The organism is Variovorax durovernensis (genome assembly GCF_977011995.1).
This window is the reverse complement of sequence record NZ_CDRNCW010000001.1, coordinates 5769194-5781125: the sequence shown is the minus strand read 5'-3', so window position 1 is coordinate 5781125 and position 11932 is coordinate 5769194. Positions and strand designations below refer to the sequence as shown.

13 protein-coding genes are annotated in these 11932 nt (G+C 68.1%); 6 read left to right on the top strand and 7 right to left on the bottom strand.

Annotation, left to right across the window (positions count from 1 at the left end; translation table 11 throughout):
• Positions 1–11: 11 nt before the first annotated feature.
• The 4 genes from ftsA (at position 12) to ACWV14_RS27370 (ending at position 4065) form a co-directional block, all read left to right on the top strand.
• A complete protein-coding gene (gene ftsA / locus ACWV14_RS27385) occupies positions 12–1241 on the top strand; it encodes a cell division protein FtsA (RefSeq protein WP_081270183.1) in 1230 nt (409 codons plus the stop codon).
• Between the two features lie 170 nt (positions 1242–1411).
• Positions 1412–2623 carry a cell division protein FtsZ gene (gene ftsZ, locus ACWV14_RS27380; RefSeq protein WP_081270184.1) on the top strand — a complete coding sequence of 404 codons (1212 nt, stop codon included), beginning with the start codon at positions 1412–1414 and terminating at the stop codon, positions 2621–2623.
• A gap of 317 nt (positions 2624–2940) precedes the next feature.
• A complete protein-coding gene (gene lpxC, locus ACWV14_RS27375; protein WP_454904637.1) occupies positions 2941–3864 on the top strand; it encodes a UDP-3-O-acyl-N-acetylglucosamine deacetylase in 924 nt (307 codons plus the stop codon).
• Between the two features lie 24 nt (positions 3865–3888).
• A complete protein-coding gene (locus ACWV14_RS27370; RefSeq protein WP_172839926.1) occupies positions 3889–4065 on the top strand; it encodes a hypothetical protein in 177 nt (58 codons plus the stop codon).
• Positions 4066–4079: 14 nt separating this feature from the next.
• Here the strand turns inward: ACWV14_RS27370 and ACWV14_RS27365 are convergent, their stop codons facing one another.
• Entirely contained in the window at positions 4080–5036 is a 957-nt protein-coding gene (locus tag ACWV14_RS27365) for a LysR family transcriptional regulator (RefSeq protein ID WP_454904635.1), read from the bottom strand.
• Positions 5037–5160: 124 nt separating this feature from the next.
• Between ACWV14_RS27365 and ACWV14_RS27360 the strand changes: the two genes are divergently transcribed.
• Positions 5161–6483 carry an aminotransferase class I/II-fold pyridoxal phosphate-dependent enzyme gene (locus ACWV14_RS27360; protein WP_454904633.1) on the top strand — a complete coding sequence of 441 codons (1323 nt, stop codon included), beginning with the start codon at positions 5161–5163 and terminating at the stop codon, positions 6481–6483.
• 1 nt (position 6484) lies between these two features.
• Here the strand turns inward: ACWV14_RS27360 and ruvC are convergent, their stop codons facing one another.
• The 3 genes from ruvC to ACWV14_RS27345 all read right to left on the bottom strand — a co-directional run bounded on the left by ruvC (position 6485) and on the right by ACWV14_RS27345 (position 9005).
• On the bottom strand, positions 6485–7033 hold the full coding sequence (gene ruvC / locus ACWV14_RS27355; protein ID WP_422088265.1) for a crossover junction endodeoxyribonuclease RuvC: 549 nt from the start codon (positions 7031–7033) through the stop codon (positions 6485–6487).
• A 25-nt stretch (positions 7034–7058) separates the two neighbouring features.
• On the bottom strand, positions 7059–8048 hold the full coding sequence (locus ACWV14_RS27350; protein ID WP_454904631.1) for a phosphatidate cytidylyltransferase: 990 nt from the start codon (positions 8046–8048) through the stop codon (positions 7059–7061).
• Positions 8049–8147: 99 nt separating this feature from the next.
• Entirely contained in the window at positions 8148–9005 is an 858-nt protein-coding gene (locus tag ACWV14_RS27345) for a lysophospholipid acyltransferase family protein (protein ID WP_454904630.1), read from the bottom strand.
• Positions 9006–9014: 9 nt separating this feature from the next.
• Here ACWV14_RS27345 and ACWV14_RS27340 point away from each other — a divergent pair, with 9 nt between their 5' ends.
• Complete coding sequence (locus ACWV14_RS27340; protein ID WP_454906090.1) at positions 9015–9440, top strand: ribosomal maturation YjgA family protein; 426 nt, start codon at positions 9015–9017, stop codon at positions 9438–9440.
• Here the strand turns inward: ACWV14_RS27340 and mtgA are convergent.
• Genes mtgA through ACWV14_RS27325 form a run of 3 tightly spaced genes read right to left on the bottom strand, consistent with a single transcriptional unit; the run spans position 9406 to position 11892 of the window.
• Positions 9406–10149, bottom strand: coding sequence for a monofunctional biosynthetic peptidoglycan transglycosylase (gene mtgA / locus ACWV14_RS27335; RefSeq protein ID WP_454904629.1), 744 nt, complete (start codon positions 10147–10149; stop codon positions 9406–9408). The genes ACWV14_RS27340 and mtgA overlap by 35 nt on opposite strands.
• Entirely contained in the window at positions 10146–11009 is an 864-nt protein-coding gene (gene aroE, locus ACWV14_RS27330) for a shikimate dehydrogenase (protein ID WP_454904628.1), read from the bottom strand. The genes mtgA and aroE overlap by 4 nt, the downstream gene beginning before the upstream one ends.
• Positions 11010–11037: 28 nt before the next feature.
• Positions 11038–11892 carry an energy transducer TonB gene (locus ACWV14_RS27325; RefSeq protein ID WP_422088259.1) on the bottom strand — a complete coding sequence of 285 codons (855 nt, stop codon included), beginning with the start codon at positions 11890–11892 and terminating at the stop codon, positions 11038–11040.
• Positions 11893–11932 lie beyond the last annotated feature (40 nt).

The window sequence follows — 11932 nt, the reverse complement described above, 5'->3', positions numbered from 1 at the left end:
AGGACATATCAATGCCCAAAGAATACAAAGACCTGGTCGTAGGACTCGACATCGGCACCGCCAAAGTGATGGTGGTGGTGGCCGAGGTGCTGCCCGGCGGCGAGCTCAAGCTGGCCGGTCTCGGCATTGCGCCGAGCAACGGGCTCAAGCGCGGCGTGGTGGTGAACATCGACGCCACGGTGCAGAGCATCCAGCAGGCGCTGAAAGAGGCCGAGCTGATGGCCGACTGCAAGATCAGCCGCGTCTACACCGGCATCACCGGCAGCCACATCCGCGGCATCAATTCGAGCGGCATGGTGGCGGTGAAGGACAAGGAAGTGACGCCCGCCGACGTGGCCCGCGTGGTGGAAACGGCGCGCGCCATCAACATCTCGAGCGACCAGCGCCTGCTGCTGGTGGAGCCGCAGGAGTTCGTGATCGACGGCCAGGACGTGAAGGAGCCGATCGGCATGAGCGGCATGCGGCTCGAAGCCAAGGTGCACATCGTGACCGGCGCGCAGAGCGCGGCCGAGAACATCATCAAGTGCGTGCGCCGCTGCGGCCTCGAGGTCGACCAGCTGATGCTGAACCCGCTGGCATCGAGCCAGGCGGTGCTGACCGAGGACGAGCGCGAGCTGGGCGTGGTGCTGGTCGACATCGGCGCGGGCACCACCGACGTCGCGATCTTCACCAACGGCGCGATCCGCCACACGGCCGTGATCCCGATCGCTGGCGACCTCATCACGAGCGACATCGCGATGGCGCTGCGCACGCCGACCAAGGACGCGGAAGACATCAAGGTCGAGAACGGTTTCGCCAAGCAGCTGCTGGCCGACCCCGACACGCAAGTCGAAGTGCCGGGCCTCGGCGACCGCGGTCCGCGCATGCTGAGCAAGCAGGCGCTGGCCGGCGTGATCGAGCCGCGCATCGAGGAAATCTTCTCGCTGGTGCAGCAGGTGGTGCGCGAGTCGGGCTATGAAGAAGTGCTGTCGTCGGGCGTGGTGCTCACGGGCGGCAGCGCGGTGATGCCCGGCATGGTCGAGCTTGGCGAAGACATCTTCCTCAAGCCGGTGCGACGCGGCATTCCGAAGTACTCCAGCGCTTTGTCCGACATGGTCGCGCAGCCTCGCGCAGCTACAGTCATGGGCCTTCTCGAAGAGGCACGCTTCGCGCGCATGCGCGGCTTCAAGGTCGCGCAGAAGAATGGGTCGGTGAAAACCGCATTCGGCCGCTTCAAGGACTTCATAGTGGGGAATTTCTGACGATGATCAAGTCTCCACTCTGGCTCGCGCGCGGCAGCCCTCCCTTGCATTTCAACGAGCGATGGCGACGCACAGGTCCACCGCCATGACGAGCGCATCGTTGTTCTCGTCGCGGCACAAGAAATATTCATAGACACATAACGGCAACTGCAAGATTCAAGGAGTTAGAAATGACCATCGAAATGATCGAAGTCGAAGAGTTCAATCAGGGCACGCAGATCAAGGTGATCGGTGTCGGCGGTGGCGGCGGCAATGCGGTCGCCCACATGATGGAGCGCGGTGTGCAGGGCGTTCAGTTCGTCTGCGCGAACACCGACGCCCAGGCACTGCAGCGCAGCAGCGCGCACAAGATCATCCAGCTCGGCACCAGCGGCCTGGGCGCCGGCAGCAAGCCCGAGAAGGGCCGTGACGCGGCCGAAGCGGCGGTGGACGACATCCGCGCGGCCATCGACGGCGCGCACATGCTGTTCATCACCGCCGGCATGGGCGGCGGCACCGGCACCGGTGCGGCACCCGTGATCGCGCGCGTCGCCAAGGAAATGGGCATCCTCACCGTGGGCGTGGTGACCAAGCCCTTCGACTGGGAAGGCGGCCGCCGCATGACCAACGCCGACGCCGGCCTGGCCGAGCTCGAAGCCAACGTCGACTCGCTGATCGTGGTGCTCAACGAGAAGCTGCTCGACGTGCTGGGCGAAGACGTCACGCAGGACGAAGCCTTCGCGCAAGCCAACGACGTGCTGAAGAACGCCGTGGGCGGCATCTCGGAAATCATCAACGAGTACGGCGGCGTGAACGTCGACTTCGAAGACGTGCGCACCGTGATGGGCGAACCCGGCAAGGCCATGATGGGCACGGCCGCGGCCGCAGGCCCCGACCGCGCGCGCATCGCCGCCGAACAGGCCGTGGCCTGCCCGCTGCTCGAAGGCATCGACCTCTCGGGCGCCAAGGGCGTGCTGGTGCTGGTGACGGCATCGAAGGGCTCGCTGAAGCTGAACGAGTCGAAGCTGGCGATGAACACCATCCGCGCCTACGCTTCGCCGGACGCGCACGTGATCTACGGCGCCGCCTACGACGACAGCCTCGGCGACGAGATGCGCGTGACCGTGGTGGCCACCGGCCTGTCGCGCGCCGACGCACGCCGCCAGGCACCTACGCTGGAAGTGATCCGCACCGGCACCGACAACATCGGCTTCACCGTGCCCACGCTCGGCGGCACCGGCCATGCGCACAGCAGCGGCAGCCAGCCGAACTACGACGGCATGGCCGTGCCCAGCGTGTGGCGCACCAACCGCACGATGGCCGCCGCCAAGGTGGACGCGCTGTCGTCGGGTGGCATGGACGACTTCGAGATTCCGGCCTTCCTGCGCCGCCAGGCCGACTGAGGCTGGGCTCGCCCCCAGGCTGCGCGCACTTCGTGTCGCTTCGCCTTCCCCCTGCCGGGGGCAACACCTGAGGACCGGCGGAGCCGGTTCTTCGGTGTTTCGCGAAGTGACTCAGCGAGACGCAGAGGGTACGAGGGTTCGCAAGGGGTACAGGGACGACCTGAAAGGGATGTCTGCTGGCTCTAGGCGCTGCGTTCACCTCGTGCCCTTTGCGTCCATTTCGCGCCGATCCGGCGGGTTGCATAGAACACATGTCTATCGGTGCCATAGCCAGGGGCATAGGGCGTCATGCCCGTCGCGCGCCTAAAATCGAGGGCGTGCTGCAACAACGAACCCTCAAGTCGATCAGCCGCGCCGTGGGCGTGGGGCTCCACAGCGGCCAGCGCGTGGAACTGACCCTGCGCCCCGCGCCGGCCGACACGGGCATCGTGTTCCGCCGCGTCGACCTGCCGGAGCCGGTCGACATCCGCATGACCGCCGAGTCGGTCACGGACACGCGCCTGGCGTCCACTGTCTCCACCGGTGGCGCCAAGGTGCAGACCGTCGAGCACATCATGTCGGCCTGCGCGGGCCTCGGCATCGACAACCTCTACATCGACATCACGGCCGACGAAGTGCCGATCCTCGACGGGTCGGCTTCTTCATTCGTGTTCCTGCTGCAGAGCGCGGGCATCGCGCTGCAGAAGGCGCCGCGCCGCTTCATCCGCGTCACCCGCACGGTCGAAGTGCGCGAGGGCGAGGGCGCCAACGAGAAGTGGGCGCGCCTGGAGCCGTATCACGGCTTCAAGCTGAGCTTCGAGATCGACTTCGACCACCGCGTCGTCAATTCCACCGGCCAGCGCGTGGAGTTCGACCTGGGCACCGACTCCTACAGCCGCGACATCGCGCGCGCCCGCACCTTCGGCTTCACGAAAGAGGTCGAGTACATGCGCAGCAAGGGCCTCGCGCTCGGCGGTGGCCTGGACAACGCCATCGTGATGGACGACACCAAGGTGCTCAATGCAGGCGGCCTGCGCTACGACGACGAGTTCGTGAAGCACAAGATCCTCGACGCCATGGGCGACCTGTACATCATCGGCAAGCCGCTGCTGGCCGCGTACACCGCGTTCCGCTCGGGCCATGCGCTGAACAACAAGCTGCTGCGCGAACTGCTCTCGCACAGCGACGCCTACGAAGTCGTGACCTTCGAAGACGAAAAGCGCGCACCGCGCGGCTTCGGCGAAGTCGCCCGCGCCTGGTAGACCCGGCGCAGGCCACGTTCACACATGCTTCTTTTCCGCTGGGCCATCCTGCTGCTTCTGCTGGTGGCGGGCGTGTCCTTTGCGTTCTATGCGGGCACCGGGCAGGTCAAGTACCGGCGCTTCGGCTGGATCGTGCTGAAGTGGACGCTGCTGGCGGCGTTCGGTTTCTTCGCCGTTCTGATCGCCGAACGCGTAGCCTAGTCGACACCCCTCACTCAGGCGGCCAGCGCCTGCAGTGCCTGCACCTGCTGCGCCAGCAGCTGCCCCTTGCGATGGGCCGGCACCAGCAGCATGACGGTATCTCCCAGTGCCTTCGGCCGTCCCCACGGCGCATGCAGCTTGCCTTGGGCGAGCAGTGGCGCGACGAGCTGTTCGCGGCCCATCAGCACGCCTTCGCCGTCGACCGCGGCCTGCAGCGCAAGGCTGTAGAGCGAAAAGTCCGGCCCCGCAGCCAGCGCATCGGCTTCGGCAGCCGTGGTGCCGGCGCGCGTGGCTTGCAGCCAGCGCTGCCAGTCGTCGCGCCACACCGTGTCGTGCAGGCCGCCGCAGCGGGCCAGCAGCTCCGCCAGGTCGTCGAGTGAACGGGGCCGGCCGCTGGGCAGCGGCTGCTGCAGACGCGGACTGCAAACGGGAAGCAGGCGGTCTCGCGCCAGCGGTATCGCCTGCGCGCCCATGGCCGTCTCGATGTGCTCGCCGGTCCGCGCATAGAACAACCCCAGGTCGAAGGGTTCGCGGCGAAAGTTCGGCGGGTGCTCAAGGGCTGTTACCGACACCTGCACGCCGGGCAGTGCGGCTTTCAATCGCGAGAGCCGGGGCGACAGCCACAGCTGTGCCACGGCAGGCAGGGCCGCCACCTGCAGCGTGCTGCGGCGAGCGGCGGTCTGGGTCTCGTGGCGCAGCGCCTGCACCGCGAGGCCGAGCTGGTCGACAGCCGCGCTGAGGGCAGGCAGGGCCCGCCGCCCATGCGCGCTCAGGCGTATGCCCTGGCTGTGCCGCTCGAACAGCGCGCCGCCGGCCCAGGTCTCCAGCGCCTTGATCTGCTGCGCGACGGCGGCCGGGGTGACGAACAGTTCTTCCGCCGCCCGCGCGAAGCTGCCGTGGCGCGCGGCGGCTTCGAAGGCGCGCACGGCGGTGTGCGGAGGCAGGCGAGGGCGGGGCGGTGCGAGCGGCATGGTGAGAATCCGAGAGAAATCAGGCCAAGTTTTTCTAGGGCCCGGGCACAGATTATCCGGTTTGCCCGCTGCCGTGCGACGGGCGACGATGCGGCCACACACCACTTCCAGCGAGATACGCCGCATGCCCGCCGCCCTGCAACGCCGCCCCTGGGTTCCCGCCGCCAGCGAAGACCACGTGCTCTCCATCGCCGTCGATGCCGCAGCGCGCGACGCGGCGGGCATTGCCGCGGAGATCGAGCGGCTGGTGGCCGACAACCACCGCATCCACGACGTCGACGGCCTGAACCTCAACCCCGCCACCAACGTCATGAACCCGGCGGCCGAGGCGCTGCTGTCGCGCGGGCTCGGCTCGCGCCCTTCGCTCGGCTACCCCGGCGACAAGTACGAGATGGGGCTGGAAGCCATCGAGCGCATCGAGGTGGTCGCCGCCGAACTGGCGGCCGAGGTGTTCGGCGCGCAGTTCGCCGAGGTGCGCGTGGGCTCGGGCGCGCTGTCGAATCTCTATGTGTTCATGGCCACCTGCCGGCCTGGCGACACCATCATCGCGCCGCCTGCGGCCATCGGCGGCCACGTCACGCACCATGCGGCGGGCGCGGCCGGGCTCTACGGCCTGAAGACCGTGCCGGCGCCCGTCGATGCCGACGGCTACACCGTCGACGTGGCCGCGCTGGCCCGGCTGGCGCGCGAGGTGCGGCCGAAACTCATCACCATCGGCGGCAGCCTCAATCTCTTTCCGCACCCCGTGCCCGCCATCCGCGAGATTGCCGACAGCGTGGGCGCGAAGCTGCTGTTCGACGCCGCGCACCTGTCGGGCATGGTGGCCGGCAAGGCGTGGCCGCAGCCCCTCGAAGAGGGCGCGCATGCCATCACCATGAGCACCTACAAGAGCCTGGGCGGCCCGGCGGGCGGGCTCATCGTGTCGAACGATGCGGCGCTGATGGAGCGAATCGACGCCATCGCCTATCCGGGCCTCACGGCCAATTCGGACGCGGGCCGCACCGCCGCGCTGGCCCGCGGGCTGCTCGACTGGAAGGTGCACGGCAGGGCCTATGCGGCAGCGATGCGCGAGACCGCGCAGGCATTGGCACGCGCGCTCGATGCCGAGGGGCTGCCCGTGTTCGCGAAGGCGCGCGGCTTCACGCAGTCGCACCAGCTGGCGGTCGAGGCCGCGCGTTGGGGCGGCGGGCAGCGCGCCGCGAAGCTGCTCGCGCAAGGCGGCCTGCTGGCCTGCGGCATAGGGCTGCCCGTTGCGCCGGTCGATGGCGACATCAACGGCCTGCGGCTCGGCGTGCCGGAAATCGTGCGCCTCGGCTTCACGGCCGAGGACATGCCGCAGCTGGCGTCGTGGATCGCGCGCGCCTTGCAAGGCGATGCCGCCTCGGTGGCCGTCGAAGTGCGCGAGCGCCGCAAGCGCCTGGGCGAGCTGCGCTACATCGTGCGCTGAGTCAGCGCGAGCGGCCTTGCCGGTAGGTGCCGGCATGCGTCTTCGAAAGCTCGGCCGCCTGCGCGAGCCGCGCCATCGAACGCCCCACCTGCGCATGCGTGATGGCGATGCCCAGCGCGTCGGCCGCGTCAGCGCCCGGCAGGCCCGGCAGGTCGAGCAGGCGCTTCACCATCTCCTGCACCTGTGCCTTGGCGGCCTGCCCGTGTCCGGCCACCGCTTTCTTCATCTGCAGCGCGGTGTACTCGGCCACCGAGAGGTTGCTGTTGACCAGCGAGGTCACGCACGCGCCGCGCGCCTGGCCCAGCAGCAGCGTCGACTGCGGGTTGACGTTGACGAAGATGATTTCCACCGCCGACGCATCGGGCTGGTAGCGTGCAGCGATTTCCGCGATGCCGTCGAACAGCACCTTGAGCCGTGCCGGCAGATTGCCGGTGCCCAGGTGCCGCGTGCTGATGGTGCCGCTGGCGACGTAGCGCAGCGCGTGGCCGTCCGCATCGACCACGCCGAAGCCGGTGGTCTGCAAGCCGGGGTCGATGCCAAGAATTCGCATGAACAGGAAGGAGGCCTTTGCTGCCTCAGGCGTTGAAGTACCAGCGGATCGAGTGGAAGAAGATCGGCGCCGCGAAGCACAGCGCGTCGACGCGGTCGAGCAACCCGTTGGCCCCGGTCACGCCCACGCCCTTCTTGCCCCAGTTGGGAATGCCGCGGTCGCGCTTGAGCGCCTTCATCACCAGGTGCCCCATAGACCCGGCGATGCATGCGATGACCGACACAGCGAGCGCCTGGCCGAACTTGAACGGCGTGATGAAAGAGAACAGCGCACCCACCAGGCTCGCCACCACGATGCCGATGCCCCAGCTGGTCCAGTTGAAGCTGCGACTCACGTTGGGCGCAAAGGGCGCGCGCTGGGTGCGGCGCGAGATGAGGTGCTGCACCAGCACCGAGGTCTGCACCACGAACACCAGGAAGAACACGAGGAAGGCGCTCTTGCCTTCGTAGCCCGGAAAGCTCAGCAGCAACAGCGCCGGCACGTGGCTCATGCCGTAGACGCAGACCATGATGCCCCACTGCAGCTTGGCGTTGCGTTCGAGGAACTGGCTCGGGTCGTTGGCCAGCGCGCTCGCCACCGGAATGGCGAGGAACACGTAGACCGGAATGAACACGGTGAAAAGATCGAAGCGCGCGGTGGCCACGAGCCAGAACTGGATCGGCAGCACCACGAAGAAGGCGAGGATGAGGCTGCGGTGGTCGCCGCGCCGCGTGGGCGAGAGCGTGATGAACTCGCGCAGCGCGAAGAAGGCGATCAGCGCGAAGAGCACGGTAGCCACCGTCTCGCCCAGCGCCCAGCCGATCCAGAAGATCACCGCCATGAACCAGGTGGTGCCGAGCAGTCCGCGGAAGTGGGCCAGCTCGGCTTGCCAAGTGGCGTCGTGCACGGGGTTGCGGCGCTCCCTGAAGGAGAGGAAGAACGCGGTGGCGCTCACGATCGCGAGCACGCCGAAGACGATGAGGAAGAGGGCCGCGACCTGTTGGGTCGGGGTCAGGTTGCGCAGGAACTGGTTCATTTTTACTGCGCTTCGGGTTCGTTCGGGGTGTGTGGGCAGGCTGCTGGAGCGTGGCCCGGATGACGCTCGATGGTGTGAATCGAATGGCAATGCTTCATTTCAGACATCGCGCAAAGCGATCACCGCAGCGCGTGCACGGTCGAGGAAGGGACGACGCTCCTCGCCTTCCTCGACGTGGATCGGCGCGCCGAAGGTGACGGAGCAAAGAATGGGTACGGGCACGATCTCGCCCTTGGGCATGACGCGCTGCACGTTGTCGATCCAGGCCGGCACCAGCACCACCTCGGGGAACATCGTGGCAAGCGCGTAGAGGCCCGACTTGAACTTCTGCGGTTCGCCGGTGTGGCCGCGCGTGCCCTCGGGGAAGATGATGATCGAGTCGCCGCTGCGCAGGGCTTCGATGAGCGGGGCCAGCGGATCGGTTGCGGGCTGCGCCGGGGCGGCCTCGGGCTCCGGGTCGGGTGCGGCAGGGGGAGGTGCAGGTGGGGGAGGTGGCGGGGCCGGAAGATCCAGCTGGCCCTGCACTTCGTTCATGACCTCTACCGACGTATCGGCGAAGGGCAGGGACATCGGCAGCAGCGGTTCCATCGAAGGCTCGATGCGCCCGGCCGGCGGTGCCGGTTCAGCGGCCACGGGCGGCGGTACCTCCACGGAAGGCGCGGGGGCGGGAGGTGTCGTTGCCGCGCGCTCCACGTACACCGCGTTGAACACTTCCGTCGTGATCCAGCGCTTGACCGGCGTGTTGGCCCAGTAGTCGCGCGCCGCGATCGGCCGGGTGATGCTGCGCAGTTCCTCCGGCAGCGCGGCCCAGATCATCACGAGGTCGGCGTGGCTCTGGTGATTGGCGAAATAGATGCGCTGCTCGGCCTTCGGTGGACAGCCGTACCAGCGCGCCTGCGCGCCAGTGAGCAACCGGACGATTCCCAACAACAACCAACCCGTGAGCTTTGCCAGCATATGGGCGCGATGATACGGGCCATGCGATGGCGTTTCGATCCTCTTTCTCTGGCGTGGGCGGTGGCCCTGTTTTTCATTCTCGTGCTGCTGGCCACCGTCGGCGCGCGCTGGGGCTGGGTGCGCAGTTTCTTCGGCGACGTGCTGGCCGTGGTGTGGGTGTACTTCGTGTTCAAGACGGCCATCGGCGCGCGCGTGCTGCCGCTGGCTCTGGCCGCGCTGGCAGTGGGTTGCGCGGTGGAGCTGGGGCAGTACCTCGCGTCGGCATGGCACTTGCGCATCTCGAACCGGGCCCTGCGCATCGTGCTCGGCAGCACGGCCGACTGGTGGGACGTGGTGGCCTACGTGCTCGGCTTCTTCGGCGTGCTTGGCATCGAGCGCCTGCGCGGCGGTTTCAGGTCTGTCAGGGCAGCTCGGCCGCCGGCATCCGCGCCATGACCGTCGAGGCCCGGCCGCTCAGGTAAGGCGAGCCGGGACGGCGTTCGAAGAACTTGGGGCTCGGCAGCATCACGGCCAGGCGCGCGGCCTCGTTGGCGCTCAGGCGTGAAGCCGGCTTGCGGAAGTAGTACTGCGACGCGGCTTCCGCGCCGAACACGCCTTCGCCCCACTCTACGTTGTTGAGGTAGATCTCGAGGATGCGCTGCTTGTCGAGCAGCAGCTCCAGCAGCGTGGCGAGCACCAGCTCCTGGCCCTTGCGCAGCATGGTGCGCTCGCCTGAGAGCAGCAGGTTCTTCGCGAGCTGCTGCGTGATGGTCGAGCCGCCGCGCAGCCGCACAGGCTGCATTGGCTTGCCGCGCGCCACCGCACGGGCGGAGCGCTTGGCCGCCAGCTCCTCGGCCTTGGCGTTGCGCTGGCGCGCGCGTTCGATGGCTTCCCACTCCACGCCGTTGTGGTCGACGAAACCCGCGTCCTCGCTCGCGATGACGGCGCGCTTGAGGTTGTCGCTGATCTGCGCATACGGCACCCACTCCTGCCGCCAGCCGCCACCGCTGCCCTTGTGAAGGGCGATCTGGAAGGCTTCGGAGCGCTGGAACGCCGTGCTCTCCGGGTTGATCACGGCCATGGCCGCGATGCGCGCCACGAAGAACAGCTCGAGTGCCACGCCCGCCACCACGAGGCAGGCGATCAGGCGCAGCACGGCTTTCATGCTTTCGAGGCGGCGGCGAGTGAGCTTCGGAGTTCGGCCAGCACCTGGGCCGAGGGCGGACGCACACCGCGCCAGATCTCGAACGCTTCCGCCGCCTGTTCGACCAGCATGCCCAGCCCGTCGCGCGCGACCGCGCCGTGCGCCTCGGCCCAGGCCATGAAGCCGGCGGCGGCGGGGCCGTACATCATGTCGACCGCGAGGCCGCCGGGGCGCAGCACCTCGGCGCTCACCGGCACCGTATCGCCCGCGAGGCTGGAGGCCGTGGCGTTGACCACCACGTCGAACGCACCCGGCACCTTGTCGAGCGCCCAGGCTTCGAGCGAGGCGCCGTGGCGCAGCGCAACCGCGGCATGGCGGCGCACCAGTTCGATGGCCTTGTCGACGGTGCGGTTGGCCACCACGACGCGCGCGGCGCCCGCGTCGAGCAGCGGGCCCAGCACGCCGGCCGCCGCACCGCCCGCGCCGATCAGCAGCAGCGCCTTGCCCTGCAGCGGCACACCCGCGTTGCGCACGATGTCGTTGACCAGGCCGATGCCGTCGGTGTTGTCGGCGTGGATGCTGCCGTCGGCCTCGAAGCGCAGCGTGTTCACGGCCTGCGCGAGCCTGGCGCGTTCGCTGGTGTGATGCGCCAGCGCCGCGGCTTCGAACTTGAAGGGCACGGTGATGTTGCAGCCGCGCGCGGTGTCGCCGCGTTCTGCCGCCTCGGTGCGAAAGGCCGCGATGCCTTCGGCGAAAGCGCCGATGGGAACGAGCCGGCGGCCATAGTCCATCTGCTGGCCGCAGAGTTCGGCGAAGCGGGCGTGGATGTGCGGCGAGCGGCTGTGCTCGACGGGGTTGCCTATGACGCAGTACAGGTCCATGGTGTTGGGCGGCGCGGCCGTCTCTGGGCTATTGGGAGGTGATTTCCATCGTGCCGTCGCGCGCGAAGCGGAACAGCCCCTGGATCACCATCTGGTCGGCCTGTTCGCGGCGCATCGCGTCGGTGAACTTGCCGAAGCTGCCGACGCTGCGAACGATGGCCTGCGCCCGGCGGTCGAGCGCGATGTTGCCCGAGCTCTGGTCGACGTCGACGGCGAGCACCTTGCCGTCGAAGTTGACGGTCATGGTCATCTTGAGTTCGCCATACAGTTTCTGGCCGGCGATCTGCGGGAAGTTCTCGGCGGCGCGCGCCTCGATGCGGCGAAGCATCTTGTCGACGTAGACGGCGAAGGAGGCCTCGCGCGTGGTCGGGCTGATGTAGCGCTTCTTGGGGCGCGCGTTTTCTTCGTTCACGCGGCGCTCGATCTGGGCGAGTATCTCGACCATCTGGCGCCGCTTTTCCTCTTGCGCGGCCGCTTCGGTCGGGTCGCCCGGATTGCGCGGGTCCGGCACCGGCATCGCGGCCAGTTCGCGCTTGAGCTGCGCGAGCATCTGCATCTGCTGGGCCTGCATGGCCTCGACCTGGCGCCGCGAATCCTCGAAGGAGTCGCCCACCGAGGTGAAGCTCGACGGCGGCAACGGGCTGGTGGCGCGGCCCTGTTCGAGGTCGCCGCCGCCCGCGAGCGAGGTCTGCGCCATGACCTTGGCCTTCGGGTCTGGCTTGTCCTGCGTCTTGCTGTTGACCAGGATCACTTCGAGCGGCGTTTCGCTGAAGACCTTGTTGAACGACTCGGGGTCGACGAAGCGCACCGCGAGCAGCGCGGCATGCGCGATGACCGACACGCCCAGGGCGATCTGCAGCGTGCTGAGGTCCTTGAAGTTCATTCTCTAAACTCCTCCAGAGGGGCGCATGTGACCGGCCCGG